The organism is Chryseobacterium sp. C3 (assembly GCF_014218905.1).
GTDB classification, from domain to species: Bacteria; Bacteroidota; Bacteroidia; order Flavobacteriales; family Weeksellaceae; genus Chryseobacterium; species Chryseobacterium mucoviscidosis.
In genome coordinates this window covers 71,758-88,916 of the sequence record NZ_JACLCU010000006.1, presented here as the reverse complement: position 1 = coordinate 88,916, position 17,159 = coordinate 71,758, and the positions used below count along the sequence as shown (strand labels likewise).

Genomic DNA, 17,159 nt, shown 5'->3' with positions numbered 1-17,159 from the left:
GTTACAGTTAAGCATGAAATATTTTAATCTATTTTTTACTCAAAAAGTCATAAATTTGCTGCCAAATGAATATTTCAGCTTACATTTTAGAATATTTGAAACAATTCGGGACCGTTATTGTTCCGGATTTTGGCGTTTTTTCTTTGGAAAATTCCAAAGCCATTATCAATTCCGAAAATGGGAGCATTCTTCCTCCTGCAAGCAAAATCGTCTACACTCCCGATTATGAAGTAAAGTCTGATGATTTGGCATCTTTTATTGCGGGGCAGAAACAGATGACTTTGGAAGCTTCAAAAACAGATCTTCAGATTCAGACCGATTTTTGGAAGAAAAAACTGCAGGCAGATCAGACGCTTGAAATTCAGGGTTTAGGAGTCCTTTTTGTAGAAGACGGCAAAACGCATTTCAAAGGAAACAGGCTGCAGTCGGATCATCCGGATTTTTATGGTCTTGAAGAAATTAAGATTTCCGATATCAGCAATAAAAACACTCAGTCAGAAACTTCTTTGAATACCGAAAAAGATTATCAGTTTAATAAATCTATTCTTTGGGCTTTTCTGGTTATCATCCCGATTTTAGGAATCGTATACGTAGCTTACACGCAGCAGGAACTTCTTTTCGGAGAGAAATCTTTTGACAAAGCCAATATCTCTGTACAGACAAAAACACACAGAATTCAGGATACTGTAAAAGCTCAGCCAAAAATAATGAATCCTGCTCCGGTTGCAGATTCTTTAAAGAAAGATTCTGTGGTTCCAAAAGCGGTTAAGCCTGCAGTGCAAAATGCGGCAAAAGTTCCGGCAACTCAAAACAACACTAAGACAACGAAATGGCAAAAATAAAAAAGGCGTCAGAATCTCTGACGGTGATGACGAATATTGTACTTCCGAATGACACCAACCAATTGAGAAACCTTTTTGGTGGAGAATTATTGGCAAGAATGGACCGATGTGCTTCGATTTCCGCAACAAGACATTGCGAAAGAAGAGTCGTAACGGCATCCGTAAATCACGTTTCATTCGATCATCCGATTCCGGAAGGAGGAATTGTTGTGATGGAATCCAAAGTTTCCAGAGCTTTTTCCACCTCAATGGAAATCTATGTAGATGTTTGGCTGGATGATCCGATCAATCATAAAAAAATTCAGACCAACAAAGGAATTTATACCTTCGTAGCGGTAGATGAGTTCAACAGACCGATCCCGATTCCAGATATGGAACCTGAAACAGATCTTGAAAAAGAACGATATGCAGCAGCACTGAGAAGAAAAGAACTTTCTCTGATTCTGTCCGGAAGAATGAAACCCTCTGAATCTATTGAGCTTAAAAAGCTTTTCCAGGAAGATACTATGGCATAATTTCTTTCAAAGACAATCCGCAAAATACTAGAGTTATCAATACAGATAGAACCGACAGAAATATTTGTCGGTTTTTTATTGCTGCTTCCAATGATGATTCTAAATATTCATCCGTTTTTCTGAACATTTTTTCAGGAAAGAGTAAGATTAAACCAATAAAAATTAAAATGATGGCATTAATTGCTGCTTCAAACCACAGAAAAATTTTACTCCCAAAACCATCTGCACCTTCAGAAGAATAGTGAATTGGAATCGTTTCATGAATTGAAGAAAATTTTACCGCTAAAAAAATTAGGTAACCCAAAAACAGCAAAATGGAGAAACTGAAAATGACTTTATATAATTTCATTTTGATGGAAAAATTGAAAAATTCTATTTCACAAAAGCGGTTTCTAAAACTTTGAATCTTACCTTTGCATCAGCAAATATAAAGAATTATGTCTTCCATGAGAATTTTACTCCTCGATAAAAACCACCCCTTAATTACCGAACAGCTTTTGGCTAAAAACTTTATTCTGGAAGAAGATTTCAGCTCTTCTTATGATGAGGTTTGTGCTAAAATTGAAAAGTACGACGGAATTATCATCCGAAGCAGAATTCCTTTGGATAAGAATTTTTTAGAAAAAGCTAAAAATCTGAAATTCATTGCAAGAGTAGGAGCGGGAATGGAAAATATAGACATTCCGGTTGCTGAGAAACTGGGAATTCAACTGATTAATTCTCCGGAAGGAAACAGGGATTCTGTGGCAGAACACGTTGTCGGGATGTTGCTGATTTTAATGAACAGGCTTTTCATCGCATCGCAGGAAGTGAAAAATGGCATCTGGCTTCGTGAAGAAAACAGAGGCGACGAACTGTTGGGAAAAACAGTGGGACTTATCGGTTACGGAAATATGGGAAAAGCCACAGCAAAAAGACTTTCTGGGTTTGGCTGTACCGTGATTTTTCATGATATTCTGCCGGATCTTTCGGATGAATTTGCAACACAGGTTTCTCTGGAAGAATTAAAGGAAAGAGCTGAAGTTGTAAGCTTACACATTCCTCTAACGGAACAGACCCATTATCTGGTGGATGGTTCGTTTATCTCTGAGATGAAAAACAATTTCTATTTTGTAAACACAGCAAGAGGAAAGAATGTTGAAACGAAAAGTTTAGTTGAGGCAATAAAAGCGGGTAAAGTAAAAGGAGCCTGTCTTGACGTTTTGGAATACGAAAAATCCTCTTTCGAAAATCTGGAAACAAAAAATGAAGACCTTCAGTACCTTCTGGAATCCGACAAAGTAATTGTGACTCCGCATATTGCAGGATGGACGGTTCAGAGCAAGGAAAAACTGGCGCAGGTGATTGTCGATAAAATTGTGACACAGTTTGCTTAGCCTTGAAATTCAGTAATATTAGAAATGAATTTTGACGATACCATTTTATGAATTATTTTTCATTTTTATTTATGTTAAATAATTCATAATTTCTATTCAGGGGATACGAATTATTTCGAGTTTTATTAAATTGCCGCTCATTTTCGAAACTCATGACGAAGCGTAATTTTATCCTTATATTATCTGCCTTTTTATTCCTTTTTTCCTGCAAAAAAAAATCTGAAAATCAGGACAGTGTTGCTGAAAACACGACCAATCTTCCCAATTACGGAAATGTAGATGTAAACAAAGTTTTTACGCCCGCGGAAAATCAGGTTGCCAATAAGGCTTCACTGGCAAATTATATCAACAGCTATTATCAGAAAGTTTGGGAAAACGGCGATTTGAGCGGGGGAATTTTAGTCGCGAAAGGAGATAATATCATCTACGAAAATTACAGAGGCTTTGCCAGAGAAGGAAATCAGAACCCGATTGATAAAAATACACCGCTTCATGTGGCTTCCGTTTCAAAAACGTTGACCGCAATGGCAATGCTGAAGTTGGTGGAAGCAGGAAAAGTGAATTTATCCGATCATCTTACCCAATATTTTCCGGGTTTTCCTTATCCGAATGTTACCGTTAAAACGTTACTCGACCAAAGAAGCGGTCTTCCGAAATACGAATACTTCATTACTAAAATTCAGCCGGCTCCCGCAGAACTTTCAAAAACGTTCCTTACCAATGAGGATATTTTGAATATGATTATTAAATATAAACCGGATCTGGCGAGAGAAACAGATACCGGATTTATGTACTGCAACACGAATTTTGCCATGTTGGCTTTAATCATTGAAAAAGTAACGAAAGTTCCTTTTCCTCAGGCAATGAAAGAAATGGTTTTTGATCCTCTGAAAATGAAAAACTCCTATATTTTTCAGGAAAAAGATATTCCTACGGCATCACAGTCTTTTTATTACGGAGGCAATAAACTGTATCCTTTGGACAGGCTGGATTTAATTTACGGAGATAAAAATGTTTATACCACTCCTAGAGATTTATACAGATTTTCAAAAGCAATGTTTTCGAAGGATTTTTTAAAGCCTGAATTGATGGAGCAGGTTTTCACGCCTTACAGCAATGAAAAATTCGGCATGAACAATTACGGTTTCGGCTTCAGGATGAAAATTTTTGATAACGGGGAAAAACTCACGTATCACAACGGTTGGTGGCACGGAACCAATTCTGTTTTTGCGCATCTTCTGAAATCTAAAGTTACCATTATTGCCATCGGAAATAAATATTCCAACAGAGTGTATACCGCTTTGGCTTTATCGGGATTATTTGAAGATTTTCCGCCTCAGAAAGATAAACTTCACAGCGTAATGAGCGATGATCGCGATACATTGAAAGGTCATGGTGAAGTTTATGGAGAATAATGTTTATTTTTGCGTAAACATCTTCATGAAAAGAATTCTTTTTTTATTGGTTTTCGCTTTTCTTTTGCAGTCTTGTGCAAGAGTAGGTTCGCCTGTAGGAGGCGCAAAAGATTCCTTGGCTCCGAAATTTTTAAGTTCAAATATAGATTCTTCAAGAGTAAATGTTCCGAGAGATATAAAGCAGTTGCGAATAGATTTTGACGAATACATTACGTTAAAAGACATCAACAAAAACCTGAATATTTCTCCGCCGATTAAAAATATCACCAGAATTGTTCCTTCTAATATTGCCAACAAGTTTATCCTGATCCAGTGGAAAGATACTTTACAGGCAAATACAACGTACAATTTTAATTTCGGAAATTCTATTGCAGATAATAATGAAGCCAATATTCTGAGATATTACAATTTCGCGTTTTCGACGGGAGATAAGCTTGATGATCTTTATGTAAGCGGGGATGTAAGAGATGCTTTATCCATTAAAAAAGCCAGTGAGAATAAATTTGTGGTAGGATTGTATCAGGTAAAAGACACCATCAATTACAGACAAAAACCTTACTACATTACCAAAGTTGATGATGATGGCTATTTTGAACTGAATTATCTTGCTGCCGGAAAATATAAAATCATCGCATTTGAAGATGAAAACGGAAATTCCATCTACGATGCGGGAAAAGAGAAAGTAGGATTTCAGAAAGATCCTGTTGTCGTAGAAAAATCGGTTTCAGGATTAAATCTTAAATTATATCCGTCTAAAAAGCCGGTGAAATATCTTGAAATGAAAGAAGCTCCGGGAGGAGTTCTCATGACTTTCGAAGGAAAACCGAATGAAGTAACCGTAAAACCTTTAAACGAGAAAATAAAAGAGTACAAGCTAACCCACGCTCCGAAGTCCGATTCCGTAAGAGTCTGGTTTGATGCCGTGAAAAGTGATGTAGGACAGACTACAAACGAGAATTTAAAGTTCGGGTACAATGCCGGTGTCGGAAAAAAAGACAGCCTTTACAACGCCTCGTTGTTTTACAGATACAATGCGAAAAACGCAATGGACATCAACAGCGATAACGGCGGTGCAATGCTTCCTCCGAAAGAAGACTTTAAAATCCTTTCCAATTATTATGTGGATAAAATAAACACGGATAAATGGATTTTCAGAGTTGCAGGAGACTCATTGAACACCGTTCCTTTTACCGCAAAAATCTCAGAGAAAAATCCGTATCAGATTTTGGTGAAAGCAGATTTTATTTCAGGTAAAAAATATCAGCTTACCATTCCGAAAGAAACCGTTTCTTCATTCTTTGCCAAAAATTATCAGTCGAAACGTTTCGATTTTGAAGTGGATAAAGTTGAGAATTTCGGAAGCTTAAAATTCATCCTTCAGAACGCTCCTGCATCAAGTTACTGGCTGCAACTTTTAGACAGTTCAGATAAAGTATTGTTCCAGAAATATACCAAAGGAAGCGAGGTGAAATTTGATATTCTTAAACCGGGAGAATACATTGTAAGGATTTTAGTGGATAATAACGAAAACGGCTTTTGGGATGAAGCAGATTTCCAGAACGAAACTTTCGCGGAAGATTCCTACATTTACTACAAAACAGCCATCGTAAGACCGCTTTGGGACAGCAACGAAAACTGGGATCTTAAAGATACAAGAGTTCTGGATCCGTCAAAAATAAGCACACCGAAAGCAGAGCCGAAATCTCAGTCGAAAGATGCTAATAAGGTTGATCTGAAAGGAAATGATGCTTTGGTAACGCCTTCAAGATAAATATGAAAACATTTAAGAAAATATTTTTCTGGACTTTGTTGGGATTTGCTTTAATTCAGTTTATTTCAACAGATAAAGTAAATCCTCCGGTGGATCACAAAGTGAATTTTGTGGATGCTAAAAAAACACCTGCAAAAATTCAGGGATTATTGAAAGGAGCGTGCTACGATTGTCATTCCAACGAAACGGTTTATCCTAAATATGCCTACATTGCGCCGATTTCATGGTCTGTGAAAAGCCATATCAATGAAGGACGGGAACATCTTAATTTTTCTATCTGGGATACTTATAATAAAGATTTAAAGCAGAGTATGCTGAGTAAGTCGATCCAGACCATTCAGAATAAAACGATGCCGATGCCGGGTTATATTGTTTATCATAAGGAAGCCAATCTTTCCGATGCAGAAAGAGCTTTGCTGATTCAGTATTTTGATGAGATGCTGAAATCCAAAACTTATTAATCGTATTTAATCGTCATAAGAATTTAAAAAGATAAATGGTTTAACTATTTGATTTTCATTATTGTTCTATTCGAAAAATCAATCACTTTTGTATTGCTTTGATAAGTTTTACGGCATTGTTTATTTTAAAAGCATTTCAGAGAATACTTTTTCGTTTTCCTTTGCGATAAAATAATCAGATTTCGAAAATCAACTTAAGAATCTTTAATTTAACCAGAGTTCGAGATAAGTCTTCTTAACCGCAAGGTTAAACAAAGAAATTCAATTATCAGGAATTCAGTTTTTAAGATATACAAAGGCGTAAAACTTATCAAAGTAATACCATTTTTGTCTTTTTTAAATAAACGAAGTGCCTTTGTTTAGCTTACCAACTTTTAATAATTAAAAAAAATCTTTTGTTTTTCTTTGCGATAAAATAATACAACGCTATAAATCAATTTTTTAAATTTATTTCTTATCCTGAACTGAGTTTAATTTATGTTGATCATGCAAAGCAAAAGCATAAAAAATCTCCCGCAAATTTTACATATTTAGTAGATGTCTGTAAAATCTGCGGGAGAAATATATTTCAGGAATATTAAATATTCTTCAGGTACTCTTCAAAAAACTTTTTCTGAGAATCAAAAGCGATATCCTCGAGATTCAGTTCTTTTAAAGGAATCCAGACTGCTTCTGAAATTTCAGACAATTCAAGATTCACTTCAAATTTTTCCGGAACGCGGTATTCATAAAAAAGATCAATGGTATTATAATCAATCTCTTTGTACTGATAGACGTTTGGAAGGCTCGTTAAGTACTTTAAATTTGAAATATCAACAACCAGCTGCAGCTCTTCAAAAAGTTCTCTTTTACAGGTTTCTTCTGCACTTTCCTTCGGATCTACAAAACCTCCTGCAAGATCGAGTTTTCCCTTTTTAGGATCTCTGTTTCTTCTTGTAAGATAAATTTCATCATTATATCTTATTACCACAGCTACCGCTCCGGCAACGTTATTGTATAATGTGAAACCACAGTTTTGGCAGCTCCATTTTCTTTCTCCATCCCACTGTAAAGATTCTTTGCCGCAGTTGGGGCAATATTTCAGTATTTTCATTGAGTTACATTAATATTTCTCGGGTGATAAGACAAGATCACATCACGCAGCTCCTCTGTTTTCAGGTGGGTGTAGATCTCTGTCGTCGTAATGCTGGAATGTCCGAGCATTTCCTGAATATAACGAAGATCTGCACCATTCTGAAGCAAATGGGTTGCAAAAGAATGTCTGAATGTATGCGGTGATATTTTTTTGCTTACACCCGCCTTGTCTGTTAATTCTTTTATAATTAAAAATACAATTACTCTGGACATCGATGTTCCGCGGCTGTTCAGAAATAAAGTATCTTCATATTTCTTATTGATTTTACTTTTAGAACGTACTTCCTGAATATAATTTTCCAAAAGATCTGCCGTATAATCCGCTAAAGGAACGAAACGTATCTTGTTTCCCTTTCCGTTTACCTTAATATACTGCTCTTTAAAATTGATATTGGAAATTTTCAGATCAATAAGTTCCGAAACACGAAGTCCGCATCCGTACAAAACTTCAATAATACACTGGTTTCTCTTTCCAAGGTCAGAATTTACCTCAATCGCACTGATAATCTTATTGATATCGGGCAGGCTTAAGGTATCTGGTAAGTAAAGTCCCAGTTTAGGACCTTCAAGCAGAGAAGCCGGATTGTCTTCACGGTATTCATCCTCCAGTAAAAATTTGAAGAATGCCTTAATGGAAGAGATCCATCTTGCCTGAGATCTTTCGCTGAATTTTTGTTTGGAAAGATTGAAAATGTATTCCTGCAGATTTTCGTAGCCTATAGTATCCGGTCCGACGTTGCCCAGATCTTCTTCTGCGTATTCTTTTAGTTTTTTGATGTCTCGAATATAGGCGTCGAGAGTGTTTTCTGAAAAGTTTCTCTCGAATCGAAGAAAGATCTCAAAATCCTTAATTTTTTCATCCCAAGTCATGTTGTGTTATTTTTTTAGTTCACTTTCCGAAATTTGTTCTATTTCAATATCGTGGTTTCTTAAAAATGAGATCCCGTCGTCGTCTGAATATTCATTGATGTAGACAAGTCTGGTGATTCCCGCCTGAAGAATGAGCTTACTGCATTCTTTACAGGGTGAGAGCGTTAAATACAGTGTTGCGCCTTTTGCAGATTGCGTGGAAGCTGCCAGTTTTAAAATAGCATTGGCTTCTGCATGAAGTACGTACCAGTGTGTTTTGCCGTCATTGTCCTCACAGCAGTTTTCAAATCCTGAAGGAGTACCATTATAACCATCTGAAATAATCATCCTATCTTTTACGATAAGAGCTCCTACTTGTTTTCGTTTACAGTAGGAAAGTTTTGCCCATTCCTGAGCCATTTTTAGATAAGCTTTGTCAAACTTATTCATACCGCCGCATTTGTTTGTTTCGAAATAATTTGTATTAAGGGTAAAAAAGGCTAAAAGCTTGGCTTTCTTTTTTCAAGAAAAGCAGAAACTCCTTCTTTTTTGTCGTCCATTTCAAAAAGCTCTCCGAAATATTTAATTTCAGTTTCAAAACCTTTATCCGTGTCCGATAAGTTTACAGCTTGAATTGCTTTGGAAATTGCCATTGGTGAATTGTGGGCAATAACGTTGGCTAATTCTTTTGTTTTGTTTAATAATTCTTCTATTGGATACACTTCATTTACCAGTCCGATTTCTTTTGCTTTTGCAGCAGGAACCATTTTGGCAGAGAAGATCATTTCATTGGCAATGCCTTTTCCTACAAGCTTCGGTAATCTCTGGGTTCCTCCGTAACCGGGAATTAATCCTAAAGTTACTTCCGGAAGTCCCAGTTTTGCATTTTCCGATGCGTATCTGATGTGGCAAGCCATGGCAAGCTCAAGACCTCCGCCTAATGCAAAACCGTTTACGGCTGCAATTACCGGCTTGGTCATATTTTCAATTTTGTTGAATAAAGTATTGTGTCCGTTTTTGGCAAGTTCTTCTGCCTTTTCCTGTCCAAAATCACTAAATTCTTTAATATCTGCTCCGGCAACGAAAGATTTTTCACCGCTTCCTGTAAGAATAACTACTCTGCAGGATTGGTCTGAATCTAACTCGTCCAAAGCTGAACTTAATTCGCTGATTGTTTTAGCATTAAGTGCATTTAAACTCTCAGGTCTGTTTATTGTAATAATAGATATTTTATCTTCCTTATTTAATAATATATTTTCGTAACCCATTTTCCACTTTAAAATATTATTCTGTGCAAATTATGAATTTTTTATAAAAAAAAGGAAAAAATATTGACTTTTTTTCCTTCTGATTGAAATTATTGTTTAAGATACTTATTTTGTGTGGTTCATCATATTTGCATCAATAACCACATTCAGTTGAGATGCCACTTTCATTCCAAGCTCAATATTGGCTCTGAAAAAATGACATAACTGTCTGTTAATGATCTCATCTTTTTTCGGTCCCGTGATTCCTTTCATACTTCCAACGATGTTATTTACAAGGTTTTGTCTGTCTTCCGTATTCATTGCCTTTGTATATAATAATCCGGGTTGGGTGTAATGATCGTCATCATTTTCATTTCTGTTGTAACTTGCTACATGAGCGCTGTCTAGTTCATATTCGAAACTTTTGTAGGCAGGATCCGGCTTAATATCATCAAAGCTGTTCGGATGATAGTTCGGCTTATCCTGATAATGGCTGGAATCTGCCATAAATCCGTCTCTCTGATAGTTGTTAACCGCAAAAGGACATCGGTTAACTTCCAGCAGGTGAGCATTTACGCCCACTCTGTATCGGTGCGCATCCGGATAAGAAAATAATCTTCCCTGAAGCATTTTATCCGGTGAAAAGCTGATTCCATCGATTAAATTACTTGGTGAAAATATAGATTGTTCAACATGAGCAAAATAATTAACCGGAACTTCGTTCAGTTCCATTTCTCCGACTTCAATTAACGGGAAGTCGCTCTGGAACCATACTTTGGTAATATCAAAAGGATTCCATCTGAAGTCTCTTGCCTGTTCTTCTGTCATTACCTGAATGTACATTGTCCATTTCGGGAAATTTCCTTCCTCAATTGCGTTGCAAAGATCTTCCTGTGCAAAATCTGGATTTTCTCCTGCCATTTTTACCGCTTCATCATTGGTGAAATTTTTAATTCCCTGTTTGGATTTCAGGTGAAACTTCACCCAGACTCTTTCGTTCTGAGCATTGATCATAGAGAAAGTATGCGATCCAAAACCGTGCATATGTCTGTGTCCGTAAGGTGTACCTCTGTCCGACATTAAGATCAGAACCTGATGAAGAGATTCAGGATTCAGACTCCAGAAATCCCACATCATGGTTGCGCTTTTCAGATTCGTTTTCGGAACTCTTTTTTGGGTATGAATGAAATCCGGGAATTTTTTTGCATCCTTGATGAAAAATACCGGCGTGTTGTTTCCAACAAGATCCCAGTTCCCGTCTTCTGTATAAAATTTCAGGGCAAAACCTCTTGGATCTCTTGCCGTATCTGCGCTTCCTTTTTCTCCGCCTACCGTGGAAAAACGGGCAAACATTCTGCATGAATTGCCAACTTTAGAAAATAATTTTGCCTTTGTATATTGGGTAATATCGTGGGTAACCGTAAACGTTCCGTAAGCTCCTGTTCCTTTTGCGTGAACAATTCTTTCCGGGATTCTTTCTCTTACAAAATGAGCAAGATTTTCCTGTAAAATAAAATCCTGCAGCAATACCGGACCTCTCGGACCGACTGTTTGTGAATCCTGATGTTCGTAATAGGGAGCGCCGTTACTTAAGGTTAATTTTTTAGAATCCATAGATTTATGATTTTTGTGAATGATTTTTTAACTGTATTTGTTTATGTAAAGGTACTAAATATCAAATTTACTTGAATTTTTAATTGCAAATGGCAAAAACATTTTATCTTTGTAATAGATAATATTAATCAGATGAACATTCAGCAACTCGAGTATCTTATCGCGGTTGATAAGTACAAACATTTTGGGAAAGCGGCTCAAGCATGCTTCATTACGCAGCCTACACTAAGTGCAATGATACAGAAATTTGAGGATGAACTGGATGTGAAGGTTTTCGACAGAACAACGCACCCGATCCGTACCACAGATGTTGGGCTTCAGATCATCGATCAGGCGAAGGTGATTATAGAATCTGTCAATGAACTTAAAAATAAAGCCAATCTTTTAAACAATATTTTAGGAGGAACCATCAACATCGGAATTATTCCTACCGTTTCTTCTTTTATCCTGCCTACGGAAATCTTCAAATTTTTGGAAGAAAACCCGAAAATTCAGATGAATGTAAAGGAAATGACGACAGACAACATCATCAAAGCTTTGAAAGCAGGAGAGTTGGATGCCGGAATTATTTCCACACCTTATGATGCGGCAGATGAATTTTATCAGGATTTCTTATTCAATGAAGAATTGATGATCTACAGTTCTGAGAAAGAAGCCAACAAGAAAAACTCTTATGTAGTTCCGGAAGAACTGAATGTAGAAAAAGTGTGGCTGCTTGAGGAAGGAAACTGTCTGAGAAACCAATTCGAAAATATCTGTCATTTAAAAGAAAATACATTAAAGCCTAAAAACTTAGATTTTCTCGCTTCTAATATCCAGACTTTGGTTCATATGGTGGATAAAGTAGGAGGAATCAGTATTTTGCCGGAGTTGGCTCTTAATCAGCTTTCTGATGTACAGAAGGAGAATGTTTTCAGATTTAAGAAGCCTTTCCCGTACAGAGAAATCAGCATTATTTACTACAAACCGACCTTTAAGCAGAAAATTATTGATGAATTATCGCATTCTATCAGAAATTCTTTAGAGAAAAAACTGAATTATCACGAAAATCCGAAAGAATTTGTAAGCATAAAACCGCAATAGTGTTTTATGTTAAATATCATCAAATCATTAATTTAAAGAAGAGATAATAAGTAGACAAAAATTTTGAGTATTAAAAAATAGTACTTAAATTTGCCAACGTTTACGAACGAGGAAAAATTTGACCTGATTGCAACCTCTATAAAAATATGCTAAAACAGTATTCTTTTTTAGACCTTCATTAGACAATTTATTCTTATTTTTCTTCGTATATTTTTTAATCTAAAAAACAAACAGAATAATATGTCTTATTTATTTACATCTGAATCCGTTTCAGAAGGACATCCGGACAAAATTGCCGATCAGATTTCCGACGCATTAATCGATCACTTTTTAGCATACGACAAAAATTCAAAGGTAGCTTGCGAAACTCTTGTAACAACAGGACAGGTGGTTTTGGCGGGTGAAGTAAAATCGGATGCTTATCTTGATGTACAGACAATTGCCAGAGAAGTTATCAACGGAATCGGGTATACAAAAGGAGAATATATGTTCAACGGAGATTCTTGCGGGGTTATTTCTGCAATCCATGAGCAGTCTCCGGATATCAATCAGGGAGTAGACAGAGCGGTAAATGATGAGTCTTTCGAAGCTAAAGCAAACGCACAGGGAGCAGGAGATCAGGGAATGATGTTCGGATATGCAACCAACGAAACGGCAAATTATATGCCTTTGGCTCTAGATCTTGCACATACAATTCTTAAGGAACTTTCTGCAATCAGAAGAGAAAATTCAGAAATTAAATATCTTCGTCCTGATGCAAAATCTCAGGTTACGATTGAGTATTCTGACGATCACAAACCAATCAGAATAGATTCTATCGTAGTTTCTACACAGCATGACGATTTCGGATCTGAAGAAGAAATGCTGAACAAAATCAGAGAAGACATTAAAAATATCCTGATTCCAAGAGTTGTTGCTTTACAGACAGAAGAAATTAAAGCGTTATTCAACGATCAGATCAAATATCATATCAATCCGACAGGTAAATTCGTAATCGGTGGTCCTCACGGAGATACAGGTCTTACAGGAAGAAAGATTATCGTAGATACGTACGGAGGAAAAGGAGCTCACGGTGGTGGGGCATTCTCAGGAAAAGATCCTTCAAAAGTAGACAGAAGTGCTGCTTATGCAACAAGACACATTGCTAAAAATTTGGTAGCTGCAGGAGTTGCTGATGAAGTTTTGGTACAGGTTTCTTACGCAATCGGGGTTGCAGAGCCTTGCGGATTGTACATTAACACGTACGGAACGGCAAAAGTAGATCTTAACGACGGGGAAATTGCTAAAAAAGTGTCTACCATCTTCGATTTGAGACCTTACGCAATCGAGCAGAATTTAAAGCTAAGAAACCCGATCTATCAGGAAACGGCTTCTTACGGACACATGGGAAAAGAGCATTATATTGCCAGCAAAACTTTCAATAAAGGTCATAAAAATGAGCTTACCCTGGAAAATCTTGAGTTCTTTACATGGGAAAAATTAGACAAAGTAGAAGAGATTAAAGCTTCTTTCGGAATTTAATTTTAAACAGATACAATATAAATGGCTGCTTTATCTTTTTGATAAGGCAGTTTTTTTTATTTTTACATTAAATAAAATTTGAAGAATGATAAACGCCAGATCTGCAATCGCAATCCTTTCCGTATTTTTCCTGAGTACATTTGCTAAAGCACAGTTAACGGTACATAAAATGATAAGTGTAGGATATACTTACCAAAACCAGAGTTTCGGGGAATTAGGAGGGAAGCTGCTTTTCTTAAAAAATGATGATGTTATTTACCGTTTGGGAGGTTCTGCTTTGATGGGTTCTGCGCATTCCCAATTTGCAATTATGCCCAAAATTTCTGCGGATGTTTTGCTGAATTTTGAAAAGAATGTAGACTTCAACCATTCCTATTATTTTCTTATGGGAGCAGAAGGAACCAATAAATATTTTGCTCCAAAAGTAGGCGTTACACTTTTCGGGATTCTGGATCTTACCGGAGGTTATGCTTTTCCGATCGGAAACAGTGGAATAAATGGTAAAGAACTGAAAGGGGTGAATGTTAATTTTACACTAAATATCCCTACTGTATTCATTCATGACATGTTTAAATAGGTTTTTTTAAATTTTTCTCGTAAAAAATTAATAAATGGTTAACAGTTATTAAAAATTTATTATATTTACACCATAGAAAAATTGTATCCGCCTATTGATTCGACTTTACTCTGAAGAATTGTTTTGTATTTACAGCTGAAGCCAGATAAAATATCTGGAAAAATTATAGTCAGCATTATTTATTGAGAAGAAGTTATGAAATCAAAATCGGATAGTTTACTAATTTCCCTTTACCAAAAAGGAGACGAAGAGGCGTTGTCTACCCTTATACACCGCCATCAAAGAGAATTGTTTACATTCATTTTTTACAAAATTAATGATGAAGATTTAGCAAATGATGTATTTCAGGATACCTTCATGAAAATTATCATTATGCTGAAGGAAGGACGCTATAACGAGGAAGGAAAATTCATTCTTTGGGCAAAAAGAATTGCTCATAATCTTATTATCGATCATTTCAGATTGAAATCTAAAAATATGAAAGTTTCAGAAACTACTTTTGAAACGGAAGAATATTCTGTTTTTGATCTTTTGAGAGAGCCTTCCGAAAATATCGAAGATCAGTTGGTTACCAACCAGATTCAGGAAGATCTTCTAAGAATGCTTCAGTTTCTGCCTGAAAATCAGCAGGAAGTCATTAAATTAAGATTTTTTGACGGGTTAAGCTTTAAAGAAATTGCAGATCATACCGACATGAGTATTAATACTACATTGGGAAGAGTACGGTACGCTTTAATCAACCTGAGAAAAATCATGGAAGAAAATAATATTATCTTAACACGCTAGATAATAATTTCGCAAAATTCTCGTTTTTAAGGAAAACATTTTCGCCTATGAAAAAAAATGATCCCTTAAAAGTGAAAGCTTTGAAACCTAAGAAACAAACTATTGAGTTTTTACTCAACTTTTCAAAGAGCGTCGAGGTAGTGAAAGCCAAAGGCAAGAATTATCCGGTATCCAAGAATTAAAATTATTAATTTTGTGCTGTATGAAAATTCAGCACATTTTTTTTGATCTCGATAATACACTTTGGGATCACCGCCGCAATGCGTATTTAACGATAAAAGATCTTTTTGAAAAAGAAGAAATCGGCTTGAAATACAACATCAATTTTGAAGAATTCCATTCCGTTTATCATGAAATCAATGAAAAACTCTGGGAAGATATCCGCGATGGAATTATTGATAAAGAATATCTCAGAAAACACCGTTTTTATGATACTTTTAAAAATTTTGAGGTTGATGATCCGGAATTATCGATGTATTTCGAGGAACATTTCTTAGATAAAATTCTTAATTATAATGAACTGGTGGAAGGTGCAGAATATATTTTGGAATATCTTAAAGCCAAAAATTATACTTTGCACATTATTTCAAACGGATTTAAAGAAGTGACGGAGAGAAAATGTATTTTATCCGGCATTGATAAATATTTTAAGACCATCACAAGCGCAGATACAGTCGGAGTAAGAAAGCCACGTCCTGAAATTTTTGAATATTCTCTGAACCTTTCAGAAGCCACAAAAGAAAACAGTATTTTAATTGGCGATGACTGGGTTGCAGATGTTGTCGGTGCGCAGAATTTTGGTATGGATGTGATTTTCTTTGATGTTTTAAATGAAAACAAAACCGAAGAAGGCTTGAAAGTAATTACACATCTTTTGCAGATTAAAGAGTATTTATAAGAGTTTCGGCGGCACCGAAGGTGCCGCCGAAACTCTATTTAAAGTTTAGAACATTAAAGTCCCAGACTTTCTCTCACTCTTTTCATCGTTTCCGTAGCAATCACTCGCGTTTTTGCTGCACCTTCCTGAAGTTTTGCTTCCAGTTCATCAAGATTGTTCATATAATAAGAAAAAAGTTCTCTTTCTTTTTCAAATCTTGTTAAAATAAGATCCAGAAGCTCTTTTTTCGCATGACCATAACCAAAGTTTCCGGCTAAATATTTCGCTCTCAGTTCCTCAGTCTGTTCCAGAGTGGCAATTAACTGATAGATGGCAAAAGTTTTATCCGTTTCCGGATCTTTAGGCTCTTCTAAAGTTTTAGAATCCGATTCGATGCTCATTACCTGCTTTTTCAGTTCCTTTTCAGGCAGGAAAATATTGATGATGTTTCCTCGCGATTTAGACATTTTGTGTCCGTCAACTCCGGGAACGTACTTTGTGTTTTCCTGAAGCTCAGATTGAGGCAAAACAAAAACTTCTCCCATCTGATTATTAAATCTGGAAGCCACATCACGCGCAATTTCCAAATGCTGAAGCTGGTCTTTTCCTACCGGAACAATCTCCGCATCGTATAATAAAATATCTGCAGCCATTAAAATAGGGTACGTAAACAAACCTGCATTCACATCCTGCAAACGGTCTGCTTTATCCTTGAATGAGTGCGCCAAAGTTAATCTCTGATAAGGAAAAAAACATGATAAATGCCAAGAAAGTTCACAGGTTTCAGGGATGTCGCTCTGTCTGTAAAAAAATGTTTTTTCGGTATCTAATCCACAAGCAAGCCAAGCCGCAGCAATCTCGTAGGTATTCTGTTTCAGTTCTTTCGCGTTTTTAATCTGCGTTAAAGAATGTAGATTCGCGATGAATAAAAATGATTCGTTTCCTTCCTGTTTCGATAATTCTATCGCAGGAATAATTGCACCCAACAAGTTTCCCAAGTGTGGTGTTCCGGTGGCTTGAATGCCGGTAAGAATTCTTGACATTGTTTAAAATTTATATTTAAAAATTAATGAACTGCAAATTTAATTAAT

General features: G+C 36.1%; 18 protein-coding genes. 11 read left to right on the top strand and 7 right to left on the bottom strand.

Annotated elements, in window-relative coordinates:
* Positions 1-65: 65 nt before the first annotated feature.
* Together H6W53_RS14525 and H6W53_RS14520 are read left to right on the top strand one after the other, a co-directional pair.
* Complete coding sequence (locus H6W53_RS14525; RefSeq protein ID WP_185207807.1) at positions 66-842, top strand: hypothetical protein; 777 nt, start codon at positions 66-68, stop codon at positions 840-842.
* Positions 830-1,357, top strand: coding sequence for an acyl-CoA thioesterase (locus H6W53_RS14520; RefSeq protein WP_185207805.1), 528 nt, complete (start codon positions 830-832; stop codon positions 1,355-1,357). Before H6W53_RS14525 ends, H6W53_RS14520 begins: the two co-directional genes overlap by 13 nt.
* Here the strand turns inward: H6W53_RS14520 and H6W53_RS14515 are convergent.
* Positions 1,347-1,706 carry a hypothetical protein gene (locus H6W53_RS14515; protein WP_185207803.1) on the bottom strand — a complete coding sequence of 120 codons (360 nt, stop codon included), beginning with the start codon at positions 1,704-1,706 and terminating at the stop codon, positions 1,347-1,349. The two genes, H6W53_RS14520 and H6W53_RS14515, sit on opposite strands and share 11 nt — an antisense overlap.
* A gap of 97 nt (positions 1,707-1,803) precedes the next feature.
* On the opposite strand from H6W53_RS14515, the gene H6W53_RS14510 reads away from it, so the two are divergent.
* From H6W53_RS14510 to H6W53_RS14495, 4 genes are all read left to right on the top strand, one after another.
* Positions 1,804-2,733: a 2-hydroxyacid dehydrogenase gene (locus H6W53_RS14510; protein ID WP_185207801.1), complete on the top strand. Its 930-nt coding sequence runs from the start codon at positions 1,804-1,806 to the stop codon at positions 2,731-2,733.
* 152 nt (positions 2,734-2,885) lie between these two features.
* Positions 2,886-4,148, top strand: a complete 1,263-nt coding sequence (locus H6W53_RS14505; protein WP_185207799.1) for a serine hydrolase domain-containing protein — start codon at positions 2,886-2,888, stop codon at positions 4,146-4,148.
* 25 nt (positions 4,149-4,173) lie between these two features.
* Positions 4,174-5,919: an Ig-like domain-containing domain gene (locus H6W53_RS14500; RefSeq protein WP_185207797.1), complete on the top strand. Its 1,746-nt coding sequence runs from the start codon at positions 4,174-4,176 to the stop codon at positions 5,917-5,919.
* 2 nt (positions 5,920-5,921) lie between these two features.
* Positions 5,922-6,380 carry a heme-binding domain-containing protein gene (locus tag H6W53_RS14495; protein WP_185207795.1) on the top strand — a complete coding sequence of 153 codons (459 nt, stop codon included), beginning with the start codon at positions 5,922-5,924 and terminating at the stop codon, positions 6,378-6,380.
* Positions 6,381-6,957: 577 nt separating this feature from the next.
* On the opposite strand, the gene H6W53_RS14490 is transcribed toward H6W53_RS14495, so the two are convergent.
* From H6W53_RS14490 to H6W53_RS14470, 5 genes are all read right to left on the bottom strand, one after another.
* Positions 6,958-7,473 (bottom strand): NUDIX hydrolase, encoded by a 516-nt coding sequence (locus tag H6W53_RS14490; RefSeq protein WP_087708295.1) that lies wholly within the window; start codon positions 7,471-7,473, stop codon positions 6,958-6,960.
* Entirely contained in the window at positions 7,470-8,384 is a 915-nt protein-coding gene (gene xerD, locus H6W53_RS14485; protein WP_185207793.1) for a site-specific tyrosine recombinase XerD, read from the bottom strand. Before xerD ends, H6W53_RS14490 begins: the two co-directional genes overlap by 4 nt.
* A 6-nt stretch (positions 8,385-8,390) precedes the next feature.
* Positions 8,391-8,813: a deoxycytidylate deaminase gene (locus H6W53_RS14480; protein ID WP_108410954.1), complete on the bottom strand. Its 423-nt coding sequence runs from the start codon at positions 8,811-8,813 to the stop codon at positions 8,391-8,393.
* A gap of 50 nt (positions 8,814-8,863) precedes the next feature.
* A complete protein-coding gene (locus H6W53_RS14475) occupies positions 8,864-9,631 on the bottom strand; it encodes an enoyl-CoA hydratase/isomerase family protein (protein WP_185207791.1) in 768 nt (255 codons plus the stop codon).
* A 105-nt stretch (positions 9,632-9,736) separates the two neighbouring features.
* On the bottom strand, positions 9,737-11,224 hold the full coding sequence (locus H6W53_RS14470; protein WP_185207790.1) for a catalase: 1,488 nt from the start codon (positions 11,222-11,224) through the stop codon (positions 9,737-9,739).
* Positions 11,225-11,356: 132 nt separating this feature from the next.
* On the opposite strand from H6W53_RS14470, the gene H6W53_RS14465 reads away from it, so the two are divergent.
* From H6W53_RS14465 to H6W53_RS14445, 5 genes are all read left to right on the top strand, one after another.
* Positions 11,357-12,307: a LysR substrate-binding domain-containing protein gene (locus H6W53_RS14465; protein ID WP_076396233.1), complete on the top strand. Its 951-nt coding sequence runs from the start codon at positions 11,357-11,359 to the stop codon at positions 12,305-12,307.
* A gap of 240 nt (positions 12,308-12,547) precedes the next feature.
* Positions 12,548-13,828 carry a methionine adenosyltransferase gene (gene metK, locus H6W53_RS14460; RefSeq protein ID WP_108408705.1) on the top strand — a complete coding sequence of 427 codons (1,281 nt, stop codon included), beginning with the start codon at positions 12,548-12,550 and terminating at the stop codon, positions 13,826-13,828.
* An 85-nt stretch (positions 13,829-13,913) separates the two neighbouring features.
* Complete coding sequence (locus tag H6W53_RS14455) at positions 13,914-14,405, top strand: hypothetical protein (protein WP_185207789.1); 492 nt, start codon at positions 13,914-13,916, stop codon at positions 14,403-14,405.
* A gap of 195 nt (positions 14,406-14,600) precedes the next feature.
* Positions 14,601-15,191, top strand: a complete 591-nt coding sequence (locus H6W53_RS14450; RefSeq protein WP_185207788.1) for an RNA polymerase sigma factor — start codon at positions 14,601-14,603, stop codon at positions 15,189-15,191.
* A gap of 202 nt (positions 15,192-15,393) precedes the next feature.
* Positions 15,394-16,089, top strand: coding sequence for a YjjG family noncanonical pyrimidine nucleotidase (locus H6W53_RS14445; RefSeq protein WP_185207787.1), 696 nt, complete (start codon positions 15,394-15,396; stop codon positions 16,087-16,089).
* Between the two features lie 53 nt (positions 16,090-16,142).
* Here H6W53_RS14445 and trpS read toward each other — a convergent pair whose 3' ends face one another.
* Positions 16,143-17,111, bottom strand: a complete 969-nt coding sequence (gene trpS, locus H6W53_RS14440; protein ID WP_185207786.1) for a tryptophan--tRNA ligase — start codon at positions 17,109-17,111, stop codon at positions 16,143-16,145.
* Positions 17,112-17,159 lie beyond the last annotated feature (48 nt).